Origin of the sequence: Planococcus sp. 11815 (genome assembly GCF_051096385.1) — a bacterium.
Lineage (GTDB): Bacteria > Bacillota > Bacilli > Bacillales_A > Planococcaceae > Planococcus > Planococcus citreus.
Window position 1 is genome coordinate 1004542 of the sequence record NZ_CP096991.1, and the last position, 26194, is coordinate 1030735.

Below are 26194 nucleotides of genomic sequence, written 5' to 3' on the forward strand. Positions count from 1 at the left end.
AGTTTGGGTATTTATGGGAGTTGAATGAACGGTAGGAGAGGCGAGAGCGGCTTATTCTATGTTATAATGCTCAAATAGAATAGTTTGAAAGAAGGGTCAGTATGATAGCGACTAATGAAAAAGATATTGAAGGTTTGAAAAAAGCCGGACAAATGGTGGCGGAAATCCGCGAAACGATGAAAGCGGCCGTGAAGCCCGGCATAACGACGAAAGAACTCGATGAACTGGGCGGACGCCTGTTCAAAGAATGGGGCGGCGTCTCTGCCCCGAAATCGGAATATGATTTCCCGGGCTATACATGCATCAGCGTCAACGAAGAAGTGGCGCACGGGATTCCAGGTAAGCGTGTCATCAACGACGGCGATATCGTCAATATTGACGTGTCTGGATCATACGGCGATTATTTCGCGGATACCGGCATTTCATTTGTGGTCGGAGAAGGGCACGAAGCAAAAGAAAAGCTTTGCCAAGCCGCGGAATCCGCATTCGAACGCGCCATGATGAAAGTGAAAGCCGGCGCCAAACTGAACCAGATCGGCAAGGCAGTCGAACGCGAAGCGAAAGACCAAGGCTTGTTTGTCATCAAGAACCTGACAGGGCACGGAGTTGGGAAATCGCTTCACGAAGCACCGCAATATATCCTTAATTATTACGATGCGTGGGAAACGACGATCTTGAAAGAAGGCATGGTGCTTGCAGTCGAGCCGTTTATTTCCCAAAAGGCTGAGCATATCATCGAATCAGGGGACGGCTGGACCTTTATCACGCCGGACCAATCGCTCGTCGCACAGATTGAACATACCGTACTCGTCACAAAAGGCGAGCCGATTTTGCTGACAAAACTCGAAAAATAAAATCAACAAATATAAAAAAACAACCATCAGCTGATGGTTGTTTTTTTATGGCGTCATACCTGTTTTTGCCGGCTTCTTCTTAATCAACAAGATACCGGTCAGTAAGACGCCGCTTAGGAATAAAGCTGCCGTGCTGACCAATAGTTCATCCATGCCGTGGCGTACAGCAATCGCGACGAACGCCCAGATGAAGACCAAAGTCAGCGGGATATCCGAATGATGGAAACGTATATGAAGCGCCAATGCGGTCGCCACGGTCAGCATGATGACCGTCCATAACTGATCGCTCAGCCCCCAGCCGCCCCAGCTGTAGAAAGTCAGGACATAGCTAATATTGGCGATGGTCGCGACACTAATCCAGCCCAGATTGACAGAGACCGGCAAACGTTCCGTAAAGCCCCGTTCGCCGTTTCCGTATTCCAAGTACAAAGCGATCAGCGACAATAGATAGGCAATCATTGCAGCGATCGACCAAATAAAGAACTCATAATGCCAGCAAAGCAGCCAGGCGATATTGAAAACAGCGCTCAAGATGAAATACAATGACACTTTTGCTGAAGGGTGCACTCCTTTTTTCAAGCGCAGCCAAAAGCCGATGATCCAGATAGCCAATAAAATATATATAACGGACCAGATGGAAAATGCATAACCGGCCGGCGTAAAGAGGACCGGCACACGGTCGGAGATTTCACCGGTAGTCTGACCGTTGATCGGCAGTATATTCGCCAAGGCATTCATGGTGACGACGGCGATAAATGCCAACGTCATCAGCAGTACGCGAATCATATGAAATCCCTCCTCAAATATCAGTATAAACTCGCCAGCCCGCACGACCAACAAGAAAGTGCAGGAAGTTTTTGAAAAATGGCGATATCGTGAAATGTACCAGGCAGTCGCCGTTCCCGTTCCGTGAAGGGAGATGTTATACTTATTAATGTATTTTGAAAATTCGTGACTGCAGGGGGAAAAAAGATGACGAATACATATCCGGAAGTCTGGGAGCTCGATAGCTTATTTTCAGGGGGAAGCGATTCAGCTGAATTGAGAACGCATCTGGAGGCAACAGGCAATAAACTGGCCGATTTTGAACAAGCTGCTGCTACATTTGATGTGCCAAACCGAACAGCCGACGCGCAGCTAGTAGCGGCGTTCTTGGAACAGACGAGTGATGTATCGGTAGACCTCCGCCAAGCCGGGGCGTTTATCGGCTGCTTGATGGCGCAAAACACCGAAGACAAAAAAGCGGCATTGCTGCAAAGTGAACACGCATTGCTACGGTCGCGTTTCCAAAGTGCTTTCTTGAAATTCAAGCAGGTCCTAATGGAGACGGACCCGAATGTCTGGTCAGAGCTGCTTTCGACTGAAGACTTGCAGGAATTTGCCTTCGTCTTGGACGAATGGCGCAAAGAAGCACAACGGCTATTATCTGAACAAGAGGAAGGGCTCATTACATCGCTCGGCATCGATGGTTATCACGCGTGGAGCGAATTATACGATTTGCTGATCGCTTCCGTATCGGTCCAAGTGGAAGTCGATGGGGAAGACAAGACTTTGTCGGTTGGGCAGGCGAATAATTTAAGCTCCCACCAGGATGCAAGCGTACGGAAGGAAGCTTATGACAAGATGGAAGCGGCATGGGGCGAAAAAGAAGAACTGTTTGCCAAAACCTTGAACTCACTCGCAGGATTCCGGCTGCAAATGTATAAAAAACGCGGCGTCGACAATGTGCTAGAAGAGCCGTTGCAGATGAACCACATGAAACAGGAAACCTTGGACGTCATGTGGCAAGCCATCAGCGAACATAAACAGCCATTTGCGGATTACTTGTCGCGCAAGGCGCAATTGCTTGGCAAAGACCAGCTCGCCTGGTACGATGTCGACGCGCCGGTCGTGGAAAACTCCCAGTCGTTCGACTACGAACAAGGGTCGGAGTTCATCATCCGCCATTTCGGGAAATTCGGCCCGGAATTGGAGAAATTCTCCCGCCACGCGCTGGAAAACGGCTGGGTGGAAGCGGAAGACCGCGCGCATAAGATGCCGGGGGGCTTTTGCACATCGCTTCCGAAAAGCGGCGAATCACGCATCTTCATGACCTATAGCGGATCGATGTCCAATGTCGCGACATTGGCCCACGAATTGGGGCATGCCTTCCATACGCATGCACTGCAACCGATGCATGACTTGAACCGCAGCTATGCGATGAACGTCGCCGAAACGGCGTCGACATTCGCAGAAATGATCGTAGCGGACGCAGCGGTCAAGAACGCTGTGACCAAAGAAGAGAAAATCTCGTTGCTGGAAGACAAGATTCAGCGCAGTGTGGCATTTTTCATGAACATCCATGCCCGCTTCCTGTTCGAGACCAGATTCTATGAAGAACGCAAGAATGGCGTAGTTCCGGCAAGCCGTTTGAATGAATTGATGGAACAGGCCCAAGAGGAAGCGTTTGCCGGCAGTTTATCGGAAGGGCATCCACATTTCTGGGCATCGAAATTGCATTTCTATATCACCGATGTGCCGTTCTATAATTTCCCGTATACATTCGGTTACTTGTTCTCGCTCAGCGTGTACGCGAAAGCGCTCGAAGAGGGACAAGGGTTCGAAGAGAAATATATGGCCTTGCTCCGGGATACGGCGGTTATGAGTACTGAACAATTGGCGATGAAGCATCTCGGAGAAGATATCACCGAAAAAGGGTTCTGGGAAAAAGGCATTGCCTTGTGTACAAAAGATGTTGAGGAATTCATCAAATTGACTGCAGAAGAGGGATAAGATGAATCTGCTTTTTGAAGGGAAAACGTGTTATCTGCGCACACTCACCGTAGAAGATGCTGAAGACATGGTGCGGATCCTGGTGAAAAACCGCGATTATTGGGCGATTTATGAGCCGAGGCATCGCGATAGTTATTTCACGATCGCCGTACAGCGCGAGAAAATCCGTGAATCGATCTACCAAGCGAGAGAAAACCGGGAATACAGTTTTGGGATTTTCTCACGCGACAACAATCAGCTGATTGGCCATATTTCCATATACAGCATCAAGCGCTTGCCGTTCCTCAGCGCTTTGGTCGGCTACTCGATGGACGAAGAGTTTATCGGCCGCGGCATTGCGAGTGAAGCCGTCCGCTTGATCACGGCTTTCGGATTTGAGCAATTGCGCCTCCACCGCGTGGAAGCGTACGTTGCCCCGGATAACATCGGCTCGCTGCGCGTGCTCGAAAAAGCGGGATTTGAAAAAGAAGGCTTGCTCAAGCAATTCCTGTTCATCAATGGGGAATGGAAAGACCATTATTATTACGCATTGCTCGAACAGGATTTTTGAAAGGGCAAGGCCGCCTATCTGAGATGGTGGAAGGATATGCGGAGATGGTTTGAAAGATAATGAAGGGAGAGGGTGCTATATGGATCCCCAGAAATTATTTGCCTATCACCAATGGGCCAGCCAAAAGGTACTGCAATTGGTGGAAGACTCAGGCGAAGAGTATTACACAAAAACAGGTGAAAATTCATTTCCATCGATTCGTGAAACGGTCGCCCATGTCATTGGCGTCGAAAAGATGTGGTTCAAGCGGATGAATGGGGTCAAGAGCCCGGAATTTGAACATTTCGATGTCGACACGGTCGAGAAAGCGAAAAATGCCTTGCTCTTGCTTCATGCGGAGATGGAATTGTATTTCGCCTCACTATCAGAAGAAAGCTGGCAAGAAGAGCTGGATTACCGCAATATGAAAGGCGACGAGTTCCGCCACAGCCGCGAAGAAATGCTTTTCACTGTCGTCAACCACGCGAGCTACCACCGCGGGCAGATCACTTCCTTATTGCGCCAATTCGGCAAAGCCGGAATCCCGCTCGATTATATTTATTTCCAAAAAGAAAACCGCTGAGATTTCTCAGCGGTTTTCGCAGGCTGTCGAGAAAGGTAAGAAATCGTATTTTCCGAAGCTTATCGCTCGCTTTCCGTGGGCTCGCGCCCAAGCCTCCTCAGTCGCTTCGCGCCTTGCGGGGTCTCGGTCGTCTCGCTGATCCACTGGAGTCGAGCGAACGCTTCTCCAAATACTTAGAGAAATCATTGATTTTTGAATGTAGAAAAAAAGATTCCATTCTAATTCGTAATAGATTAATAGACTTCTTCAACACTCTGAAAAAAACCGCTGAGATTTCTCAGCGGTTTTCGTCTTTATTGCCGTCGATGACGACATCGAGTTTTCCGGTTTTCGGGTCGATGACAAGGCCGTGGACGGGAACCGTTTTATCCATCAATGGGTGATGGCGGACCATGTCGACGCTGTGGCGCACGCTATCCGTTACGTTGTCGAAGCCTTGCAGCCATTCGTCGAGATTGACACCTGAGAATTTCATCTGTTCGATCGTGCTTTCCTCAATGCCGCGCTCTTTCATCTTTTCGATGATGCCCTCCGGTTTCACTTTGGCCATACCGCAGTCGTGGTGCCCGATAATATAAATCTCATCGGCCTTCAATTCGTATACCGCGACGAACAAGCTGCGCATGATACCGCCGAACGGGTGGTTGATGACAGCCCCGGCACTTTTGACGATTTTCACGTCGCCGTTCTTGAAGTTCATCGCTTTTGGCAATAGTTCAAGCAGGCGGGTATCCATGCAAGTCAAGATGACGATCCGCTTATCCGGGAGATTGGTGGTGATGAATTCCTCATAGTGTTTTTCTTCTACAAATTTTTCGTTGTAATCCAAAATCTCATTCAATAAAGACATCGTTTTTCCTCCTTGATGGTGGTTTGGGATTTAACGCGACATTTTCTCGAGCTGGTCAATCATGCCGAGCGAGCGGCCAGTGCCGATCGCAACGGATTCCAACGGGTCCGGCGCAATATGGACCGGTACGGAAATTTCTTGCGCCAGCCATTCCTGCAAGCCTTTCAACAAGGCACCGCCGCCAGAAATGACGACGCCCTGGTCGACCATATCGCCCGACAATTCAGCGGGGCAATTTTCCAAGGTGGCGCGGATGCATTCCAAAATGGCCGACAAAGACTCGCTGAGCGCTTTTTGCATTTCGTCGGAACTCAACTCGATCGTTTTCGGCAATCCGCTCAATACGTCACGGCCGCGGATATTCATCTTTTTCGGTTCGTGAGGGATTGGCGCGTAGCCAATTTCTTTTTTGATCGTTTCAGCCGTTTTCTCGCCGATCAATAAATTATAATGCTTGCGGACGTATTGGATGATGTCTTCATCCATCCGGTCGCCTGCGATCTTGATCGTACTGGAAGACACCACGCCGCCAAATGAAATGATGGCAACTTCTGTCGTGCCTCCTCCAATATCGACGATGACCGAAGCGACAGGTTCCGTAATCGGCAAGTCAGCGCCGATTGCTGCGGCAACTGTTTCTTCGATCAGGTGCACGGATTTTGCACCGCTTTGTTTGACAGCATCATGGATGGCGCGTCGTTCGACAGCGGTGGCACCGGACGGCGTGCAGACCATGACTTTCGGCTTCCTGAGAGAGCCGCCGAGTTGTTTCGCGGCTTTTTGCATGACCAGCTTCAAGAGCTCGCGGGTCACGTCAAAATCTGCGATGACGCCTTCTTTCATCGGGCGCACGATGCGGATGGAATCGGGCGCTTTGCCGAGCATCGCTTTCGCTTCGGTGCCGATGGCAATGACAGCGCCGCTGCGTGCATCCAAGGCGACGATGGATGGTTCATTCAAGATGACGCCTTTTGATTTTGTATAGACGAGAATATTGGCGGTACCGAGATCGATCCCGATATCCGTTGCAGAAAACATGGATGAATTCCTCCTAATCGGTATAAACACTGCTTATTCAAATTTTATCACTTTTCTGTGAGATGTGATAGAGGGAGGAGAAACAGAAAAAAGCCCTGCCCCGCATATGCGAGGCAGAGCCTTTTTACTTAATGACGCTCTTTCGGAAGCGGATCGATATGCTCTGCATCATGGCTATGAAGCTCTTTGCCAAGGAAATGAAGCAGTGTGAAGAAGAACATGAAGATCACAGCCATAAATCCGAGGACAGCAGTAATACCGTATAGCATAGTGATAACCCCTCTCTAAACTGTAATAATCCTATTCAGTATACATGAAAACGGATGGAAAATTAAGTGTCGAATTATCGACCTTTAAAATGCCCAGTTGCCGCCTCGGAAGATCGGTTCGCGCGTGCCGTCTTCCAAAATGCCGTCGATGTCCATATCGGCAGACCCGACCATGAAATCGACATGGGTGATGCTTTGGTTCAAGCCGTGTTCTTTCAATTCATCCGCTGACATCGTCTTGCCGCCTTCTAGGCAGAACGCATAGGCGCTGCCGATCGCGAAGTGGTTGGACGCATTTTCATCGAATAAAGTATTGAAGAACAAGATGCCGGAATCCGAAATTGGCGATTGGTGAGGCACTAATGCCACTTCGCCGAGGCGGTGGGAGCCTTCGTCCGTGGCGACCAATTCCTTGAGCACTTCTTCGCCTTGTTCGGCCGTGACATCGGTGATGCGTCCGCCTTCGAACGTGATTTTAAAGCCGTCGATGATATTGCCGCCGTAGCTGAGCGGCTTGGTGCTGGAGACGAAGCCGTTGACATCGTCTTTATGCGGCACTGTAAACACTTCTTCTGTCGGCATATTGGCCATGAAAGTATGTCCTTTTTCATTGACTGAACCAGCGCCTGCCCATAGATGACCTTTTGGCAGCGCGACTTCGAGGTCGGTGCCAGGTGCCTGGTAATGAAGCTTGGCGTATTTCTTGTCGTTCAAATAATCGGCTTTGGTGTGGAGCGTGCGGTCATGCTCGAGCCAAGCTTCGATCGGGTCTTTAGTATCTGCACGGACAGCCTTGAAAATCGCTTCCCAGAGCGCTTCTACTTGCTCGTTTTCCGGGAGGTCCGGGAACACTTTGTTCGCCCATTGTGCAGACGGTGCTGCTAGGACGCACCAGCTGATTTTATCGGATTGGACGTATTGGCGGTATTTATTTAGCGCTTGGCCGGTCGCTTTCTGGGACGCAGAAATGCGTTTGGAATCGATGCCTTTCAGCAGGTCCGGGCTTTGCGAAACGACGCTGATGAACGCAGCGCCTTGTTCGGCCAATTGCTCGCGCTCCTGGACTTTCCATTCCGGGAATTCGGCAAAAGAATCTTCCGGTGCTTTCTCGAAGCGCGTGCGGGAAATCACATCGTCGCTCCAATCCACGAATACTTGTCTCGCACCTTCTTCATAAGCTTTCTTGACAATCAAGCGGACAAACGGTGCTGCATCTATGGAAGCTGCAATATACAATTTTTGGTCAGGCTGGATATTGACGCCTACCTTTACCGCCAATTCAGCATAGCGGGATAACTTTTCATCAAATGTAGTCATTTCCAAAAACACTCCTCTCATCCTCTCTATAGTAGCAATATTCAAACGCACAGCGCAATAGTCGAGAGCTGTAAATGAAAAACGGCTTGCATTTATAATTATAAAAGTTTAATATATAAACAAATGTTTAAAAAGGAGGGAGCCAATGAATCGCAACGAACAGAAAATCCTGGAGCTAATCGAGCGCGATCCGTATTTGTCCCAACAGGAAATGGCAGATGCGCTTGGGATTTCACGGCCATCTTTAGCCAATCTGATTTCCGGGCTCATCAAGCAAGGCAGGATTCTTGGCCGTGCATATGTGCTGCCCGAAGAAAATGCGATCTTGTGTATCGGCGGGGCGAATGTGGACCGGAAATTCCATTTGAAAGCACCGTCTGTCCACGGCACCTCGAATCCGGCAACGGTGACAAGGAGCGTCGGGGGCGTCGCGCGTAATATCGCTGAAAACCTAGGCCGCCTTGGCCACGAAGTCCAATTGGTATCGGTTGCCGGAGACGATCCGGAATGGCGTTTCATCGAAGAAGTGTCTTCGCCTTATATGGACACTGCCATGACCAAGACGCTTTCACAAGGCGCAACCGGCAGCTATACCGCTGTGTTGGAACCTGACGGCGAAATGACTTTGGCACTGGCGGACATGGACATCTACACGGAATTGACACCTAGCTACCTGGAGCATCACCGCAGCAAGTTGATGCGCGCAAAACTATTGGCAGTCGACTTGAACTGCCCTAAAGAAACGGTAATGTATTTGCAGGCTCTCGCGTCGTCTTCCGATGTGCCGCTGGCTGTCATTCCCGTATCAGCCCCTAAAATGGATCGGTTAGGAGAAGACTTGAGCGGGGTCACCTTTCTGATCTTGAACCGCGACGAAGCAGCTCTCAGGCTCGGCATTTCCATCCAGGATCAAGCGGATTGGAAGCGCTCGGTTGAAATGCTTCTTGAGCAAGGCGCAAAAACAGCCGTCGTGACCGGGGGAAAAGACGGCGCCATGGCGGGCGACGAAAATGGCGTGATGTATTTCCCGGCAATCGAAACGCAGCAAGTAGAAGACGTCACGGGAGCTGGAGATGCCTTCTCTGGCGGCCTACTTCACGCCCACCTATCCGGCTATGATTTTCATCAAGCGGTACAGATGGGCATGCTCAATGCATCCAAGACACTCGCAAGCAGCCAGACAGTGCGTCCTGAATTAACGGAAACAGTGTTAACTAAAGAACTGGAGGAATTGAAATGACAAACATGATCAGCTATTCAACAGAAGTACAGGAAGCCATCGAACAGAAAAAACCACTCGTCGCTTTGGAGTCGACAATCATCTCTCACGGCATGCCGTACCCACAAAACGTGGAAACGGCGCGTGAAGTCGAGCAGATCGTCCGCGACAACGGAGCCGTTCCGGCAACGATCGCATTGATGGACGGGCAAATCAAAATCGGCTTGTCGGATGAAGAACTTGAACTTCTGGGCAATTCACCGGACGTTGCGAAAGTATCCCGCCGCGACATCGGCCAATTGCTCGCAACGAAAAAAATCGGCGCCACGACTGTTGCCGCGACGATGATTTGCGCTGAGCTTGCCGGCATCCGCGTCTTCGCGACTGGCGGCATCGGAGGCGTCCACCGCGGGGCGGAAACGACAATGGATATTTCGGCAGACTTGGAAGAGTTGTCGAATACAGGGGTTGCGGTCGTCTGTGCAGGCGCGAAGTCGATTCTCGATATCGGCCTGACACTCGAATACCTGGAAACGAAAGGCGTTCCGGTCATCGGCTACCAAACGGACGAGATGCCGGCATTCTACACACGCCACAGCGGCTTCCCGTTGAGCTACGGTTCGCAAACGACTGAAGAGCTTGCGGCTATCTTGAAAGCGCAATGGTCGCTCGGCTTGAAAGGCGGGGCGGTCATTGCCAACCCGATCCCTCAAGAACATGCACTCGATAAAGACTTCATCGATGGCATCATCGAACAGGCGATGGCAGAAGCGAAAGCAAACGGCATCAACGGCAAAGACGTCACGCCGTTTCTTCTCGGCAAAGTGAAAGAGTTGACGGAAGGCAAGAGCTTGGTCGCCAATATCGAACTCGTCAAGCACAATGCCAAAGTCGGCGCCGAATTGGCCGCTTCATATGGAGCACTATAAGGACAAATTGTGAAAAAAAGACCCCTCGAGGGTCTTTTTTTATTGTTTGCCGGCTGTTCTGTTTTCACGGGCTTGTTTTCAGGGTAAGGAAAGTCAAGGAGTTGAAGCTCATGAAAACGGATGTGTTCATCGGCGGAGGGGGAATAGGTGGGCTGACGCTCGCATTGAAACTGGCGAGGCGCGGCTTTGATGTCGTTCTGGCCGAACGCATGGCTGTCCGCTCGCCGACCTACAAGGGAGAGTTGCTGCAGCCGAAGAGCATGCAAGTATTCGACGGCCTTGATGTATACGATGCGATTTGCGATCGGTCCAATGAAATCAAAGTGCTCGATATGCTGGAACTGTCCAGCACCTTGAAAGTGAAAGATCAATCGTTCATGGATTACAGTGTGTTGCCCGGAAAATACAACGCCGCTTATATGATCCATCACGAAGAGCTAAAGACCATCATTCGGAAAGCGGCTTGCGAATACGACAACTTCCGTTACTTGAAAGGCACTGCTTGCAAAGGATATACCGAAAACACCGCCATTCTTCAAAAAGGAACCGAAAAGTTCGAAGTGGAAGCCAAATTTTTCTTCGGGGCGGAAGGCCGGTCATCGGTGACCAGAAAAGCGATGGACATCGAAGTGAAGCAGACGACGTACAACCATCATTTCCTGACGGTGACGTTTCCGCGGGCGGAGAACTTCACGGACGGCAAGATCATCTCGACTTATAACCGCTTTCTCGGTTTATTTCCGCTTCCAGATGACCAAGTGCGCAGCGTCTATTTGATTCCGCCAGGGGATTACAAAACCTTGAAAGAAAAGCCGATCAGCCATTTCCATAAGCTTTACACCGATTTGGCACCGGCCGTGGACGGCTATGTCCAGCGCTTGACCGACTGGAAGAAAATCCAGTTGATGATTCCGGTTATGTATCATGCTGAATCCTATGTAAAGGGCAATAAAGCAATCATCGGGGATGCGGCACATGCTGTCCATCCGATGGCGGGAGAAGGCATGAACATGGCGATACAGGACGCTGACGTTTTGGGTGAGCTTGCGGCTGACATTTTATCCGATGGAAAAACCGACCCGGAAAATCTTAAGTGGTACGAGAAAGTGCGCTACCGCCGGGCGGACCATGTCATCCAGCTAAGCCATCTGGCGGCGCTCGCCTATTCATTCCCGTATCGTCCGGTCAGCTATTTGCGCCAACGCACTTTTGAGCGCATGGAAGAAGATCCGATTCTTCATTTCAAGCAAATGTTGAATGTCTCGGGGCTTGGCTTATGGAAAGAGAATGTCCGGGACCGCTTTATCCAAGGCGGGTTCATGCCGGTACGCGCGAAGGAACTGACAGAAGGCACGAAAGAACTGAAATACTACAAACCGGAAGATGACTACCCGTGGAAAGTGGAGGGACTTATATGATCGATATAATGAAGATGGTAAAAGCAAGAACGTATATGAAACGCAATGAGCCCTTCCTGTACAGCTGGCATGCTTATGTCGGCTATGAACTGGACCTATTTAAGGCATTCGAACGACCAGTTACACAATTTGATGTAGCCGATGCTTTAGAACTCGATGAGCAGCTACTTGCGCAATGGGTAGCAATCGGCGTCTCGATTGGCTATTTAAAGGAAAGTGGACGCAACCGCTACCAAATAAAGAGCCGCTGGAAATTGCCGAAATCCAAAGGCAATAATTCATCGGGTGTATTGCTGAAGGAAATGATGGAACTGCACATTCCGACGCTTTTGGAGTACCCGAAAATGATGCGCAACCAAAGCCGCCTTCACTTTGATGAAGAGGAGCACGCATCGACTGTCGCAGAAACAAGCCGTTTGCTTGAAGTATTGGCGTATCCGAAAATGGCCAAGAGATTGAAGGAAAAAGACTGCCGCCGTGTGCTTGATATCGGCTGCGGAGAAGGCGGCTACATAAAGAAATTGGGCCAGCGATTCCCAACGACGCAATTCACGGGAATCGAAATCAGTGAAGAAGTTGTCGAGAAGGCGAAAGAACTGACAGCAAACCAAAACAACGTCTCCATCGAGCAGGCGGATTTATGGAATTACAAACCAGAATCCCCACAGGATATGGTGATGCTCAATAACGTGTTACATTATATCCCGCTCGAGAAGCGCCAGGCCTTGTTCAAGGAAATCAGCAGCTGGATTGCACCGGGAGGCATTTTCTCGGTCGTCACCCCAATCGCCGGCGGCCCGGACAGCCCGCCGTTCGCCAATGTCTTCAATAGCTTCTTCTCATCATTCGACAATCTCTACAGGCTGCCGAAAAAGGAAGAACTCATCGAATGGGGAGAAGAATCAAACCTGGAATTCCTAAGTCTCCGCACTGTCATCAAAGAAGGCGGCTGGTACATCGTGCAATATGAAAAGAAAAGCTGAAGTGGCCGTTCTGGCTCGACAGGCGTAAGCCGAGTCCCCGAAGCGGCGTATTTCAGCCGCACAGGGGAATTGGCTTACGACCCGAGAGTCAGGCCACTGAAGCTAGACAAAGAAAAGCGAAAGCGCCCGTTTTTAGGAAGCTAACCTAAGGACGCGACGTCCTGTCGCAACGGTTAGCTGACCCACATCCTGTGGCCCCTCGACAGGCATAAGGCGAGTTTCCGAAGCGAATCACAAAAAAAGCCCTGAAGCATTTAGCTTCAGGGCTTTTCTTATTTGCGCAATGAACCGAGTTCCGAGGCAATGGCCTGCATTTCGTTCGGGCTGAAATTATCGCGATTTTTAACCATCTCGTAAATTTCACGCAAGTCTTCGTACTCGGACGTGTTGAAATGCTCTGCTTTCATTGCATCCACATTGACCATGCGCAGTTTCGTTTTTATTTCTTCAATCATAAAATCGACGTTCTCAGGTGATTGTTTGGATAAATCCATGAGCCATTCCTGCCTTTCGGGTGGGTATGCTTTATCATTTCATTATTCAAATGGAATGTCAATTGCCAGAACGTGCTTGTTCTTTCTCTTCCTTGATCTTCGCCGTGATTTTCTTCGTCTCGTAAACGATGACGCCGGAAAGTCCGAGAAGGCCGATCAAGTTCGGGAAAGCCATCAAGCCGTTCATGACATCCGAGAATGTCCAGACGACGTCAAGCGAGACCGTCGCCCCAACAAAGACCATCGCGACGAAAGCGATGCGGTAGACAATCAACAAGCTTGGATTCTTGAACAAATACTGGAAACATTTCTCGCCGTAATACGACCAGCCGATGATCGTCGAAGAAGCGAAGAAGATCAAGCCGATCGCCACGATGATCGGGCCAGCACCGCCAAGGAACTGCTCGAATGCGGCGGTTGTAAGCGCAGCACCTTCCAGGCTGTCATCGAGATACAAGCCGGACATGACGATTGTGATACCTGTAATCGAACAGATGATTAAAGTATCGAACAATACTTGCGTCATCGATACCAAAGCCTGGCGACCAGGCATATCGGTTTTTGCAGCTGCCGCCGCGATTGGCGCAGACCCAAGGCCCGCTTCGTTGGAGAAGACGCCTCGTGCGACACCGTAACGGATCGCAGCACCGATAGCGCCGCCGACTGCAGCTTCACCAGTAAAGGCAGCACTGAAAATCGTACCGAGCGCTGCAGGGATAAGATCCATATTCAGAATCATGATGATGATTCCTGCAATGATATAGAATAAGGCCATAAATGGAACGAAGAATGCTGTAACTTTACCGATTGTCTTGATTCCGCCGATGATGACGACAGCAGCGAAAATTGTCAAGATGATGCCTGTGATCCATGTCGGCACCGAAAACGTATCGCGCACGACAGATGCCACGGAGTTGGATTGTGTGCCGTTTCCAATGCCGAACGCTGCGATTGCGCCGAAAATGGCAAATAGCACGGCCAACCATTTCTGTTTCAAACCATGTTCAAGATAATACATCGGCCCGCCGGCCATTTGTCCTCGTGCATCCACAATGCGGTATTTGACGGCGAGTACAGCTTCACCGTATTTTGTCGCCATCCCGAAGAATGCAGAAAACCACATCCAGAAGACGGCTCCCGGGCCTCCGAGAATGACGGCGGTCGCAACGCCCACAATATTCCCTGTCCCGACTGTAGCGGCCATCGCCGTAGATAATGCCTGGAAATGGGAAATATCGCCCTGTGCATCTTTATCAGGGTTTTTGCTGAATGTCAGCTTCAGTGCATATGGCAAGAGGCGTAATTGCAAAAGCCCCAAGCGCACAGTCAGGAAGATCCCTGTACCCACCAGGAGAATCAAAAGCGGCGGTCCCCATACATAACCGCTAATCGTGCCTAGAAATTCTGTTAATGCCTCCATCTTTTCTCCTCCTTTTTTAAACTTTGTTCTTTAGAAAAAATTCCTCCTGTAGAGTTAATATTCCGAAAGTTTCATATCATAGTCAAGTTATTTTTAAAAAATAATTTACGAAGTGTTTAGATTATGGAGGAAGAGGGAAAAATTCGAAGTATGATGGAAACTATAATTTATACTAGGAGGAATTTGGAATGAGCCAAAACAAATTAATGACAGGAATAGTAGTAGGCGCGGCTGTAGGGGCACTAGTTTCACTTTTGGACAGCAACACGCGCGAAGATGTGATGAATAAATCGAAAAAAGCAAGTGAAAACGCAAAATATTATGCAAATAATAAAGATGAGCTGAAATCCGCCTTTAAAGAACAGGCAGAACGTGCACAGAATCTTTACTCCCGAATTTCCGAAGACGCTGCTTATGTAGGCGGCAAGGTAGAGCAAGTCAAGAAGTTGGTGCCGGAAGTGAAAGAAGTGGCACGGGACGCGAGAGGCGCTGTCATGGAAACGAAGGATGCGGTGGTCGAATCGAAAGAGGATGTTGTATCAGCAGTCAAAGAAGACAACCCGTCACCGAGTTCTTCACTGACGGAGGATTCTTCTACAAACGACTCTTCATCAAGTAACACCAACTCACAGAACCAGAATCGCAACTAAAGGCCAGATTCATGGCAACACACAAAAAAAGCGGCCAGTCCCAAGTACGGAAACCAAGGTATGACGTGCTGACTGGCCGTGGATTTATAAAAGAATTAGGGAAACGGATTAAAGACGTCGATGTGCAGGGACTCGGAGCGCAATTGGCGTTTTTTTTCCTATTATCGATATTCCCGTTGCTGATTTTTCTCGTCACTTTGCTTCCGTATTTGAATCTGCCGAGGGAAGAAGTCTTCCTGTTTATGCAAGATGTCATTCCATCGGAAGTGTATGTGCTGATTGAGCAGACCTTGAATGAAATCTTGACGAATCAAAACAGCGGCTTGTTATCTTTTGGTGTGCTGGCGACAATCTGGTCGGCGAGTCTCGGGATGGATGCATTGATTAAATCCTTGAATACTACCTACGGAGTGAGGGAGAGTAGGCCTTTATTGATAGCGAGAGGCATGTCGATTTTGATGACCATTCTTTTGATTATCATGTTGGTAGTAGCATTGGCGTTGCCTATATTCGGACGCCAGATCGGCCTGTTCTTTTTTGCATTTTTAGGTCTTGAAGAAGGGTTTCTGGAATTATGGGGGATGATTCGTTTCACCATTCCAGCCTTGATAACATTCATTGTATGCGCCGTGATCTATTGGCTTGCGCCAAATGTCCGGATTAGTTTCAGGACGGTGCTGCCAGGAGCGGCTTTTGCTTCTATCGGATGGTTGTTGCTGTCATTTTTGTTCTCTATCTATATTAATAATTTCGGCAATTTCTCAGCTACTTATGGCAGTATCGGGGGGATCATCCTGTTATTGCTGTGGCTCTACCTTTCAGCCATGTTGTTGATCATCGGCGGGCAAATCAATGCTGTCATGCAAGGAAGGCGGCATTCCAGGAAACGGCTGCATAAAAAGAAGGCGGCTCTCCCCAATAAATGAGGGAGAGCCGTCTTTTGTGTATTGAATTTTAAACATTGCGGTTAAGCATACGCAATCCGTTCAAAATGACCAAGATTGTGCTGCCTTCATGTCCGACCACTCCGAGCGGCAAAGAAATCGCCTGGAAGAAATTCGACAAGATAAGCATGATAATGACGGCGACGGAGAAAAAGATGTTCTGCTTGACGATACGCTGCATTTTTCTCGCCAGCCGGATCGAATAGGAAATACGGGATAAATCGTTTTTCATCAAAATGACGTCTGCGGTTTCTAGGGCGATATCGGTTCCTTCACCCATAGCGATGCCGGTCGTTGCTGTCGCAAGGGCAGGGGCGTCGTTAATGCCGTCTCCTGTCATCGCCACATATTTGTACTTGGCCAATAGTTTTTTCAAGTGCTGCACTTTATCGCCAGGTAGGCATTCACCGATGTACTCATCGACACCGGTTTCTTCCGCAATGGCTTTTGCGGTTTTACGGTTATCACCTGTGAGCATGATGCAATAAATGCCACGGTCCTGAAGTTCGGCGATGGTGGATTTGGTAATGTCGCGAACAGTATCTTTGAGCGCCATAGCAGCGAGAATCCCGTGGCCATCCCTCACGAAAGTGACGGTTTTCCCTTGATTCGCCAGATTTTCAAGAATTCCGCCTTCAAAAGCATAAGCTTCATGCTCGCCGACAAAGCCGGGCTTGCCGATTAGGATTTCAGCGCCGTTGAACTGTGTTTTCAAACCATTACCGGGCACATCCACGACTTGCAGATTGCGCATCGGTTCGAATCCTTGTTGGATGACATAATCGGTCATTGCTTTTGCGAGGGGATGATTGGATTGGGATTCGATTCCTGCGACCAGCGCCATCACCTGTTCGCGATTTGCATCTTGGCGGATGATAAAATCAGTCACTTCGGGTTTGCCGCGTGTCAATGTGCCGGTCTTATCGAATGCGATGGCTTTAATGACGCTTAAATTCTCCAAATGCGCTCCGCCTTTAAAAATGACGCCGCTCTTGGCGCCGTTTGAAATGGCGGCAAGCGTAGCGGGCATGATGGAAGCGACCAATGCGCAAGGCGATGCCACTACAAGCAGTACCATGGCTCGGTAGAAGGTTTCATTCCAGCTCCAGCCCAACAAAAAATGGGGGAGGAACAGCATGAGCACGAAGACAATCAAGACAATTTTGACATAACGGCCTTCAAAGCGTTCGATAAATTGCTGGGAGGGAGATTTCTCGCTTTCAGCGGATTGCACGAGCTCGATGATTTTTTGGAACATCGTTTCAGAACTCGGCTTGGTCATCACCATCGTGATCGAACCGGACAAATTGACGGTGCCCGCAAATAAATTATCGTGTTGGTATTTGGACACCGGAATCGCTTCACCGCTGATGGCGGATTCGTCGACAGCGGTTTGTCCGGAATGGACTTCACCATCGACAGGAATTCGCTCACCGGGCCGGACGGCGACCAGGTCTCCGGTGTTCAATTCACCGACCGGAACGCGCACCGTCTCGCCGGATTCTTTCAATAGCCAGGCTTCATCCGGCTGCATCTCCATGAGGGCAGACAGTTCTTTGCGGCTTTTGTTCATCGTATAGGTTTCAAGTGCGCCGCTTAATGCAAAGATGAAGATCAGGATGGCGCCTTCAGTCCAATAGCCGATGATGGATGCACCAACAGCTGCCAGAATCATCAGGAATTCGACATTCAACTCTTTGTCTTCGATAGTTTTCTTGATGCCGTATTTCGCCTTGGCGTAGCCGCCGATTACGAATGCCAGCAAATAGATGGCGACGGAAGGAAGAGCGATATCCTGTAATTCCAGGATATAGGCGATAATGATCAGAACGCCCGATAACACCGCGGCGATCAATTCGATATGAGGCCGAACTTTATTCCACATAGCCACTCCTCCATTAAATAGTCAGATATCGGTAATTACTGTCAGTTTACCATACGGATCGCCGGATAGAAGCGGGATTTTGCTTAATATATGTCATTTTGGCTAATCCTTTTGCGAATGACATAAAAAGCCCTGAAGCTTTCATTGAAAGCTTCAGGGCTTGGGGATTATTCGTTTTCAGTAGATGGCCGGTTTTTGAATTGCTGCATTTTGTTGTCCAAATCGTCGACCATGGCAATCAGCCGGTCAATATCTTCAAGCTCCGTGCTTTCCGGTTCGATGGCATCTAACACATCGAGGAACATGCTGAGCCTTTGTTTCATATAAGTTACTTGCTGTTCCTTATCAGTAATGGATTTTCCCATTGATTCCACCTCATTTCCATTGTATATAGTAGCTGATAACTAAAGGAATATCAATAGTACAGAAAAAATGCGGAAATAACGAAAATTTATTAATTGAATATTTACACTATTCTATTAATGTGATACAATTGCATCAATCCTTTACGAGGGGAGGACAAGACGGATCACCGAACCATAAAGAACGCGATAGGAAAGAGGAGGCGATTCGAGCATTTAGGTGGCTTCACCGACAGTGCGATTATGGAAACGAACTGTAAACATAAAACATAAAGGCTCAGCCCGCAATCTGCCATGCAGAAACGGACTGAGCCTTTTATGTGTTTAAATCAATTCGTATGTCTCCACAATGTCGATGGTCTCTTCAACAGAACGGACCATCGAGCAGTTTTTACGCGTCAATTCCATCACGCGCGGCATTTTCGCCTCATTGATATCGCCTTTGATGCGGAAATGCAGATGGACTTTTGAAACGCGGTCCGCTTCTTCGGCGACGCGGACGATTTCCTTCACTTCCACTTCGATGTCTTCTGCCGGCATCCGTTGCTTGTCCAATACTTTGCGGATGATCCCTGCGCTGCAGATGGCCAGTGAAGAAACCAGCAGCTGATAAGGGCGGAATCCGTATTCTTCATTAGTCGAGACGTGGAGCTCGCCAAAAGGCAAATGCCCAGTAAATCCGTGTTCATTCATGGAAAATTTCATCTTGTATCTCCTCCTTATGTTAAAATTGTAGCGGAAACTTCCAAAAATAGAAAAGAACGTGCTCGTTCGGGGAGGCATTATGAAATATTTCTTATCAAGCGAACGTGCCCGCTTTTGGATTTTGGTCGCCATTGTGTCGATATCAGGGTTTTCACAAGGCATGCTACTACCGCTCATTGCCGTCATTTTTGAACAGGACGGCGTATCGTCTGCACTGAACGGCCTCAGTGCAACAGGCTTATACATAGGCATTATCGCTGTGGCTCCGTTCATGGAGCCACAGCTGAGAAAGTTCGGTTTTAAACCGCTTATTCTCGTCGGCGGGGCGATGGTCATCCTCGCTTTGCTTTCGTTTCCTTTATGGAAAAGCGTCTTATTTTGGTTTGTCTTGCGCATTTTGATCGGCGTAGGGGACCAGGCGCTGCATTTTTCGACGCAAACCTGGATCACAAGCACTTCGCCTCACCATAAGCTTGGCCGCAATATCGCGATCTACGGCATGTCGTTCAGTGTCGGTTTTGGTGCAGGCCCGCTATTCGTGCCGCTCGTCGAAGTGTTCGAAGCATTGCCGTTCATCATTTCCGGGGTTCTCTGTTTGATTGCCTGGTCATTGGTGTTTTTCCTGCGCAATGATTTTCCGGAGCATTCCGCCAGTTCAATGGGCGCCAAAGGAACCTTGCAGCGCTTTCGAACGGCTCTCGTCATCGGCTGGGTTGCTTTTTTGCCCCCGCTCGGCTATGGTTTTTTGGAAGCATCGCTGAGCGCGATCTATCCGGTCTATGCTTTGCGCCAATCCTTCGATATCAGCATGGTCTCCTATATTCTCGCTGCCTTTTCCATCGGAGCAATCGCCACGCAATTGCCGCTCGGTGAACTCAGTGACCGCATCGGACGGAAAAAGGTATTGATGATTGCGCTAAGCGGCGGGGGGATGGCGTTTTTGGTGGCGACGTTCTTTGAATCAAATGCCTGGCTCACGCTCGTTCTGTTTGTGGTGGCTGGCATGTTTGTCGGTTCGACTTTTTCGCTCGGCATTTCTTATATGACTGACTTGATGCCGAAAGAATTGCTGCCGACGGGAAATTTATTATGCGGCGTGGCATTCAGCGTCGGCAGTTTGCTCGGCCCAGCGGCAGGGGGATTGTTCCTTGAAGTCACAGAGCAGCTGAGTTTCCTATTGCTGATTACCGGGATCTTATTGACCTTATTCACTATCATCGCTTTTAAAGGGCCACACAAACAGACAGCCTAAATTCTGAAATGAATATGGTTCTGCAAAAGTGTAGGAAGCGGACGCTTCCTGCACTTTTTTAATTCCATGAAAAAAGCCACAGGCCCCGTATTCGACGGTTTGGCCTGTGGCTTGAATTATGTCAGCGTTTTGGAATCTTGATCTGCGTGCATTGCCATTTCAATGAAGAACCTAATTTCTTTATCAAATTGGCTGAAATGCTCACGCTTGAGCCGGAACTTATTGGTGTACTTAATTTTATTGCGCTGTTCTTCAGGGAGCAGGTTGTTGATCCACAACTCGGCTAATGCGGATGGTTCGCGGGAGGTGAGCGCAAGCAGTTCTGCGCCGATCTTTTCCCGCTGGCCAGGCCCGCCGCTGCAAATGGTGATAAACGAGTAATCGATTAAACCATCTTTTGACTTTTTAATAAAGGTCCGCATCGGCGCTGCAATTTTTCCAGCCCAAATCGGAGCCAGCAAAATCACCGGGCTGTATTCTCTCAGGTCAAAATCCAGGGGTGCCAAACGGGAGTCGCGCTTGATAAGGAAATCCATCAAGATCGCTATATCTTTCCGTTTCTTTTGTTCTTTGATTTCGCGCAATTCGCACCCGATCCGGCTTTGCAGTTCTATCGCTAGCTTTTGATTGTTTTCGGAATGGGAGTAATAGATAATCAACGGCTTCATGGCAATTCCTCCTGAATAGCTGATTTCACCTGGGCTCTGGCAGTGGATGCTTTCAAAACCTGAGAACCTGCTAAAAAATCAAATGCAATGGCTGGAGTCAAGAGTATGCGAAGCGCGAATCAAAGAGCGGGAAACCTTCTATTTCAAGGTCAACAAGCACACTGCTTCCACTTGCGAAGTCTGCGGGAACATATCGATCGGCTGGATGTATTCGACGCGGTAAATCTTCGTCAATTGCTGCAAGTCTTTCGCGAGTGTCGAAGGGTTGCAGGACGTGTAGACAAAACGTTTCGGTTTTACTTTCAAGATGGTTTTCAAAAGCGAATCTGCAAGCCCGGTGCGCGGCGGGTCGACTGTCAATACATCCGGTACATACCCTTCCTTGCGCCAAGTATCGAGCCATTTTTCTGCTGTGCCCGTCACATAAGTGGCTTGATGGCCTTGTTTTTTTGCGTTGGCTTTTGCATCGGCAATGCTTTCCGGGATGGTGTCCATGCCACGGATTTCACGGGCGGAATCCGCCAGCCACAGGCCGATTGTGCCGACGCCGCAGTAAGCATCGACGACAGATTCCTTGCCGGTCAGTTTCGCTGCACGCTTAATTTCATCGTAGAGCTTGATGGTCTGTTCCGGATTCAATTGGAAAAACGCACGGGCAGACAAGTCGAACGATAATTCGCCGAGTTCTTCGTGGATGGTCGGTTTGCCGAACAGAGTGCGCGTTGTTTCACCGAATACGAGTGAAGTTTTTTCGGTATTGACGTTTTGGACGATGGACACCAGGTTCGGGTCAATTGCGCTCAATCGTTCAACAAGCACTTTCTCTTTCGGGATGTCTTTGCGCGTCGTAATGAGCACAAGCTGGATTTCACCGGTTTTGACGGCTGTACGGACAGCGATGGTGCGCACCAGCCCTTTCATCGATTTGCCATCGTAAATGGATAAGTTCAATTCTTCGATGATGCGCTTCGCGGCATTAGTGATTTTCACCGTATCCGGATGCTGGACGAGGCATTGTTCGATATCGAGCAGCTGTTGGGAGCCTTCCGCAAACAAGCCGGCCATTACTTTGCCGTCTTTCTTGCGTGTTTGGAACTGGCTCTTATTGCGGTAATGCCACGGGTCGTCCATGCCAATCGTCTCGCGTACTTGGATATCCGTCCCGCGCAAATAACGGTCGAGCGATTGCAGCACCAAGTCGCGCTTTTCGACGAGCTGCTGGCTATAGGATAAATGCTGCAACTGGCAGCCGCCGCATGTTTCGAAAATCGGGCACGGCGGCGTCTGGCGGTGAGGGGAAGCTTTGCGGATTTTCAGTATCCGTGCTTGTGCGAAATTATGTTTCACAATGGTCACTTGCGCAGTGACTTCTTCTCCTGGCAGTGCCCCCGGAACGAAGACGACATTGCGTTTGAAAAAGCCGACGCCTTCTCCGTTGATACCGAGTTTTTTAATGGTTAAGGGGAATTTCTGCCCCATTTCAATGATTGGTTTTTCAGTCATGCAGGTCACGTCCTTCAGTTGGTCATCCCTTCATTATACGCTTATTTGTATATGTCAGCCAGTGCTTCCGGCAAATTCGGGAACTCGAACTTAAATCCATGGTCGAGAAGAACGGTTGGCAGCGCGCGCTGTCCTTCGAGCACCAGCCTGCTTTTATCGCCAAGTGCAGCTTTTAACGCAAATGACGGAGCGGGGATCCAGTGTGGCCTGCCGAGTGCCCGGCCGATTTCCTTGCCGACCGTTTTCATACGCTGTGGATTCGGCGCTGTCACATTGAACGGGCCTGTGAGTTCTTTCTGTTCAATGGCAAACAGGATCGCGCGTGCCGCATCGCGGACATGGATCCATGACAGCCATTGCCTGCCAGTGCCGACTGTGCCGCCGGCGAATAGCTTATACGGCAGCGCCATTAACGGCAGTGCACCTTGTTCTTTTCCAAGCAAAATGCCAAGACGTGCATATGATGTTCGGACGCCGTCAATTTGCGCTTGTTCAGCAAGGCCTTCCCAAGCGAGTACAGTTTCAGCAAGAAAATCATTGCCATATTCGCGGTCGGCTTCTGTGTAAGTTTTGTGTTCAGAAGCAGGATAGATTCCGACAGCGCTTGCATTAACAAGTACTTCCGGTTTTTGTTCAAGTGCCGAAAGGATTCGCAGTACTTCTTTCGTCGCCGAGACGCGGCTGTCGTAAATTTTCTTCTTTTGCTTGTCTGTCCACAGTCCCTCGTTGATTGATGTACCGGCCAAGTTGACGAGCGCATCGATGCCTTCCAGCTGGGCTTCAGGGCGTGCACCTTCAGACAGCCAGCGGACATATGTAATGCCCGATTCCTTTGGTTTATCTGAACGTGTTAAAATAAACACTTCGTGGCCTTTTTCTTGCAGCAGTTCCGTCAACACAGAACCGAGAAACCCGGTGCCGCCAGTTATCGCTATTTTCATTTCCATCGCCTCCATTGCTATCCCATACCCAAATCGAGCGAAGCATATGCCAAGAGGGCGTTCAAAGTGTATAATGGAAGGAGAAGCGAGGGGAAATTGATGCCGATCATTACGAAAATAACCCGCGGAAAAAACAATCCGGAGCGCTATAATATTTATTTGGAAGAAAAATTTGCGTTCAGTGTCGACGAATCCTTGATCATCCGTTACCAATTGACCAAAGGCAAAGAACTCGACCAATGGACGATCGAAGAAATGAACTTTGAGGATGAAGTCCGAAAAGCATTCAATAAAGCATTGCATTACCTCGGCTTCCGCATGCGCAGCGAAGGCGAAGTGCGCAAAAAACTGGAAGAAAAAGAGTTTGGAGAAGCCGTCATCGATGAAGCGGTCAAGAAGCTCTACGAACTCAGCTTCCTTGATGACCAGCAGTTTTCAGAAGCGCTGCTCCGGACGCAAATCAAATCCGGCAAAAAAGGCCCGCGGGCCATCCAGCAGGATATGCAAAAGAGAGGAATTGATAAGACGATGCAAAAAGATGTCTTAACAAACTACACGGAAGAAGAGCAGCTCGAAGTCGCCACAGGCCTAGCGGAAAAAATCGCAGCGAAAGAACAGTCGAAAACCCCGAGCCAAGTCAAGCAGAAAATCAATGATTCCTTGATGAGAAAAGGTTATTCTTACGCAATCATCAAGCAAGCGATCGAAACATTGGATCTTGAACGCGACGGGGACCAATGGCTCGACAGCGTCCGCCAGCAAGGGGACAAACTGTGGCGCAAGCATGAAAGCAAATTGTCGGGGAACGATCTGAGCCGTAAAGTGAAGCAAGGCCTGTACCAGAAAGGCTTCCCAGGCGATGTGATCAGCCAGTACATCGAAGAAAAGGAGCTTGAAGATGAGTGAGCATAAACCATATTCACAAATGGACGAGACGGAACTGCGCAATGAAATCGCCCGCCTGAAAGAAAAAGCGCGCAAAGCGGAACAGCTTGGCATCGTCAATGAATTTGCGGTGCTCGAGCGTAAAGCCATCATGGCCGCATCGTTCCTGCTGGATCCGAAAGATTTTAAACCGGGAGAAGTATATCGCGTAGAAGGCGATCCGAATGTCTATTTTCAAATTGATTACCTAAAAGGCAATTTTGCTTGGGGTTACCGCATGGGCGGCGACAAGCACACGGAAGCATTGCCGATTTCCATGCTCCGTCCACTAAAGGAAGGGAAGTGAATCGATGAAAGAAGTCATTGAGCAATTAATCATCGAACTAAGAGAAAAAAATCCGGAGCTGTCTGAAGACAAGGCCCGGACATGGATTGAATTATTGGTTTCTGATTTTGAATCGTCCTACGCCAAAGCGGGTTACGATTACCAAGGCACGGCAGTGGTCGAGAAAGTCGTGCGTCAATGGATTGAAAGCTACGGAGACAAAATCCACGAATTTGCAGGGAACAACCCGAAATACGCGCATCTCTTGCAGGACTTTTAAAACGAAAAAACGGCCGGGAGAAATCCCTGGCCGTTTTTACTATTCAGTTATGGCTGAAATCGAGTTTTTTCCTCAATTTGTCTTCGCTGAAAATCCATCCTGTATAGGAATTCAGGATATTGTGGTCCCCGTCCAGATGGGCAACTGCAACAAACGGATAATAATCGTTGCTGCGGTAGCGCAAATCAATCAAACGGACTTCGTAGATCTCTCCGTATTGATTGATCTCCCAGCGATACAGCGGGGAAAACGACACGAAGGCAGCCAGGTTCTTGTCTTTCATCGCTTTCTGGATCAGGGCGTTTTCAGGCATCGGCTTTTTCAAAAACTTGTCGTAGATATTGATCGAGCGGCCATAAGCCTGTCCTACATAATGGTGGCGGTCGGTATCAGCGGCGATGCGCCATTGGAAATAGCGCATTGTCGGCGCGACGAAGACATCGTTTGTGCCCGGGATCGTATTGCGGATCGCCTGCTTGATCGCGGACTGAAGCGCAAAGCGCGAGACGTAATAGAAGAACAGGATGATATACAAAATGCTCATTGTCCAAACGGGATCTGCTCCGAACGCCCAAATCATGAGGGCCACGACATGCGCGCCGAAAATGATTGGGTCGAAGGTATTGATGACGCCAAGAGCCACCCAATGATTGGAAAATGGGCGGAGCGCTTGCGTGCCGTATGAATTGAATATATCCACAAATACATGGAGAAACACAGCAAGGAAAGTCCATAGCCACAAATGAAGAAGATTGGATTCTGGAAAAATAAGGTAAATGGCGCCTGAAAGCAAAACAGGCCATGACAGCACGGCCGGCACTGAATGTGTTACGCCTCGGTGATGGCGTATATAAACGGCGTTGTCGCGCAGCTTCAGAACGGTATCGATATCGGGGATTTGCGAGCCGATAATGGTGCCGGTCATGACGGCAGCCCAAGTGGCCGGATGAGCAGCGACAATGGGATCGGCCAATGCGAGCCCGCCAAGCGCAATGCCCATGACAATATGAGTTCCTGTATCCATCGACGCATCCCCCTTCTTTACGAGCGTATATAATATCTTGTCAGCCCGCCATTTGATAAAATAAGCATATTCCTTAAGTATACATACCCGCTTCA

Annotated in this window: 28 protein-coding genes; 14 read left to right on the plus strand and 14 right to left on the minus strand. The window is 49.2% G+C overall.

Features of this window, described 5'->3' with window-relative positions; translation table 11 throughout:
* Positions 1-101 precede the first annotated feature (101 nt).
* Complete coding sequence (gene map / locus M1Q06_RS05050) at positions 102-854, plus strand: type I methionyl aminopeptidase (RefSeq protein WP_101189884.1); 753 nt, start codon at positions 102-104, stop codon at positions 852-854.
* Between the two features lie 45 nt (positions 855-899).
* Here the strand turns inward: map and M1Q06_RS05055 are convergent, their stop codons facing one another.
* Positions 900-1640: a tryptophan-rich sensory protein gene (locus M1Q06_RS05055; protein ID WP_121301233.1), complete on the minus strand. Its 741-nt coding sequence runs from the start codon at positions 1638-1640 to the stop codon at positions 900-902.
* A 186-nt stretch (positions 1641-1826) separates the two neighbouring features.
* Between M1Q06_RS05055 and M1Q06_RS05060 the strand changes: the two genes are divergently transcribed.
* From M1Q06_RS05060 to M1Q06_RS05070, 3 genes are all read left to right on the plus strand, one after another.
* Positions 1827-3626 (plus strand): M3 family oligoendopeptidase, encoded by a 1800-nt coding sequence (locus tag M1Q06_RS05060; RefSeq protein WP_434402046.1) that lies wholly within the window; start codon positions 1827-1829, stop codon positions 3624-3626.
* Between the two features lies 1 nt (position 3627).
* Positions 3628-4176: a GNAT family N-acetyltransferase gene (locus tag M1Q06_RS05065; RefSeq protein ID WP_434402048.1), complete on the plus strand. Its 549-nt coding sequence runs from the start codon at positions 3628-3630 to the stop codon at positions 4174-4176.
* 79 nt (positions 4177-4255) lie between these two features.
* The gene (locus M1Q06_RS05070) at positions 4256-4738 is read left to right on the plus strand and encodes a DinB family protein (RefSeq protein WP_434402050.1); all 483 of its coding nucleotides are present in this window, start codon (positions 4256-4258) and stop codon (positions 4736-4738) included.
* Between the two features lie 277 nt (positions 4739-5015).
* On the opposite strand, the gene M1Q06_RS05075 is transcribed toward M1Q06_RS05070, so the two are convergent.
* The 4 genes from M1Q06_RS05075 to M1Q06_RS05090 form a co-directional block, all read right to left on the minus strand.
* Positions 5016-5588, minus strand: coding sequence for a beta-class carbonic anhydrase (locus tag M1Q06_RS05075; protein ID WP_434402052.1), 573 nt, complete (start codon positions 5586-5588; stop codon positions 5016-5018).
* A 30-nt stretch (positions 5589-5618) separates the two neighbouring features.
* Positions 5619-6626: a rod-share determining protein MreBH gene (gene mreBH / locus M1Q06_RS05080; RefSeq protein ID WP_434402054.1), complete on the minus strand. Its 1008-nt coding sequence runs from the start codon at positions 6624-6626 to the stop codon at positions 5619-5621.
* A 128-nt stretch (positions 6627-6754) separates the two neighbouring features.
* Positions 6755-6895, minus strand: coding sequence for a hypothetical protein (locus M1Q06_RS05085; protein WP_167358028.1), 141 nt, complete (start codon positions 6893-6895; stop codon positions 6755-6757).
* A gap of 84 nt (positions 6896-6979) precedes the next feature.
* A complete protein-coding gene (locus tag M1Q06_RS05090) occupies positions 6980-8212 on the minus strand; it encodes an aminopeptidase (protein WP_058381369.1) in 1233 nt (410 codons plus the stop codon).
* A 145-nt stretch (positions 8213-8357) separates the two neighbouring features.
* Between M1Q06_RS05090 and M1Q06_RS05095 the strand changes: the two genes are divergently transcribed.
* From M1Q06_RS05095 to M1Q06_RS05110, 4 genes are all read left to right on the plus strand, one after another.
* The gene (locus M1Q06_RS05095; RefSeq protein ID WP_434402057.1) at positions 8358-9452 is read left to right on the plus strand and encodes a carbohydrate kinase; all 1095 of its coding nucleotides are present in this window, start codon (positions 8358-8360) and stop codon (positions 9450-9452) included.
* Entirely contained in the window at positions 9449-10360 is a 912-nt protein-coding gene (locus M1Q06_RS05100) for a pseudouridine-5'-phosphate glycosidase (RefSeq protein WP_434402060.1), read from the plus strand. The genes M1Q06_RS05095 and M1Q06_RS05100 overlap by 4 nt, the downstream gene beginning before the upstream one ends.
* Before the next feature lie 110 nt (positions 10361-10470).
* Positions 10471-11778, plus strand: coding sequence for an FAD-dependent oxidoreductase (locus tag M1Q06_RS05105; RefSeq protein ID WP_121301226.1), 1308 nt, complete (start codon positions 10471-10473; stop codon positions 11776-11778).
* On the plus strand, positions 11775-12761 hold the full coding sequence (locus tag M1Q06_RS05110; RefSeq protein ID WP_434402063.1) for a class I SAM-dependent methyltransferase: 987 nt from the start codon (positions 11775-11777) through the stop codon (positions 12759-12761). The genes M1Q06_RS05105 and M1Q06_RS05110 overlap by 4 nt, the downstream gene beginning before the upstream one ends.
* A 272-nt stretch (positions 12762-13033) precedes the next feature.
* On the opposite strand, the gene M1Q06_RS05115 is transcribed toward M1Q06_RS05110, so the two are convergent.
* The gene (locus M1Q06_RS05115; RefSeq protein WP_058381364.1) at positions 13034-13255 is read right to left on the minus strand and encodes a DUF1128 domain-containing protein; all 222 of its coding nucleotides are present in this window, start codon (positions 13253-13255) and stop codon (positions 13034-13036) included.
* A 58-nt stretch (positions 13256-13313) separates the two neighbouring features.
* Entirely contained in the window at positions 13314-14675 is a 1362-nt protein-coding gene (locus M1Q06_RS05120) for an alanine/glycine:cation symporter family protein (protein ID WP_121301224.1), read from the minus strand.
* Between the two features lie 188 nt (positions 14676-14863).
* On the opposite strand from M1Q06_RS05120, the gene M1Q06_RS05125 reads away from it, so the two are divergent.
* Positions 14864-15325, plus strand: coding sequence for a YtxH domain-containing protein (locus tag M1Q06_RS05125; protein ID WP_121301223.1), 462 nt, complete (start codon positions 14864-14866; stop codon positions 15323-15325).
* Positions 15326-15336: 11 nt separating this feature from the next.
* Positions 15337-16251, plus strand: coding sequence for a YihY/virulence factor BrkB family protein (locus M1Q06_RS05130; RefSeq protein WP_121301222.1), 915 nt, complete (start codon positions 15337-15339; stop codon positions 16249-16251).
* A 28-nt stretch (positions 16252-16279) separates the two neighbouring features.
* Here M1Q06_RS05130 and M1Q06_RS05135 read toward each other — a convergent pair whose 3' ends face one another.
* From M1Q06_RS05135 to M1Q06_RS05145, 3 genes are all read right to left on the minus strand, one after another.
* Positions 16280-18154, minus strand: a complete 1875-nt coding sequence (locus tag M1Q06_RS05135; RefSeq protein WP_121301221.1) for a heavy metal translocating P-type ATPase — start codon at positions 18152-18154, stop codon at positions 16280-16282.
* 167 nt (positions 18155-18321) lie between these two features.
* The gene (locus M1Q06_RS05140; protein ID WP_058381359.1) at positions 18322-18519 is read right to left on the minus strand and encodes an SE1561 family protein; all 198 of its coding nucleotides are present in this window, start codon (positions 18517-18519) and stop codon (positions 18322-18324) included.
* A gap of 321 nt (positions 18520-18840) precedes the next feature.
* Positions 18841-19221, minus strand: coding sequence for an OsmC family protein (locus M1Q06_RS05145; protein WP_274625132.1), 381 nt, complete (start codon positions 19219-19221; stop codon positions 18841-18843).
* Positions 19222-19300: 79 nt separating this feature from the next.
* Here M1Q06_RS05145 and M1Q06_RS05150 point away from each other — a divergent pair, with 79 nt between their 5' ends.
* Entirely contained in the window at positions 19301-20473 is a 1173-nt protein-coding gene (locus M1Q06_RS05150) for an MFS transporter (protein WP_434402068.1), read from the plus strand.
* A 116-nt stretch (positions 20474-20589) separates the two neighbouring features.
* Here the strand turns inward: M1Q06_RS05150 and M1Q06_RS05155 are convergent, their stop codons facing one another.
* The 3 genes from M1Q06_RS05155 to M1Q06_RS05165 all read right to left on the minus strand — a co-directional run bounded on the left by M1Q06_RS05155 (position 20590) and on the right by M1Q06_RS05165 (position 23585).
* Positions 20590-21141 (minus strand): hypothetical protein, encoded by a 552-nt coding sequence (locus M1Q06_RS05155; protein ID WP_434402070.1) that lies wholly within the window; start codon positions 21139-21141, stop codon positions 20590-20592.
* Positions 21142-21279: 138 nt separating this feature from the next.
* Positions 21280-22644: a 23S rRNA (uracil(1939)-C(5))-methyltransferase RlmD gene (gene rlmD, locus M1Q06_RS05160; RefSeq protein ID WP_434402072.1), complete on the minus strand. Its 1365-nt coding sequence runs from the start codon at positions 22642-22644 to the stop codon at positions 21280-21282.
* A 41-nt stretch (positions 22645-22685) separates the two neighbouring features.
* A complete protein-coding gene (locus tag M1Q06_RS05165; RefSeq protein ID WP_434402074.1) occupies positions 22686-23585 on the minus strand; it encodes a TIGR01777 family oxidoreductase in 900 nt (299 codons plus the stop codon).
* A gap of 99 nt (positions 23586-23684) precedes the next feature.
* On the opposite strand from M1Q06_RS05165, the gene recX reads away from it, so the two are divergent.
* Genes recX through M1Q06_RS05180 form a run of 3 tightly spaced genes read left to right on the plus strand, consistent with a single transcriptional unit; the run spans position 23685 to position 25075 of the window.
* The gene (gene recX / locus M1Q06_RS05170; RefSeq protein WP_434402076.1) at positions 23685-24491 is read left to right on the plus strand and encodes a recombination regulator RecX; all 807 of its coding nucleotides are present in this window, start codon (positions 23685-23687) and stop codon (positions 24489-24491) included.
* A complete protein-coding gene (locus M1Q06_RS05175) occupies positions 24484-24816 on the plus strand; it encodes a YfhH family protein (protein WP_101189900.1) in 333 nt (110 codons plus the stop codon). The genes recX and M1Q06_RS05175 overlap by 8 nt, the downstream gene beginning before the upstream one ends.
* Before the next feature lie 4 nt (positions 24817-24820).
* Positions 24821-25075, plus strand: a complete 255-nt coding sequence (locus M1Q06_RS05180; protein ID WP_434402078.1) for a YfhJ family protein — start codon at positions 24821-24823, stop codon at positions 25073-25075.
* A 43-nt stretch (positions 25076-25118) separates the two neighbouring features.
* Here the strand turns inward: M1Q06_RS05180 and M1Q06_RS05185 are convergent, their stop codons facing one another.
* Positions 25119-26099 (minus strand): metal-dependent hydrolase, encoded by a 981-nt coding sequence (locus M1Q06_RS05185; RefSeq protein ID WP_434402080.1) that lies wholly within the window; start codon positions 26097-26099, stop codon positions 25119-25121.
* Positions 26100-26194: the final 95 nt, after the last annotated feature.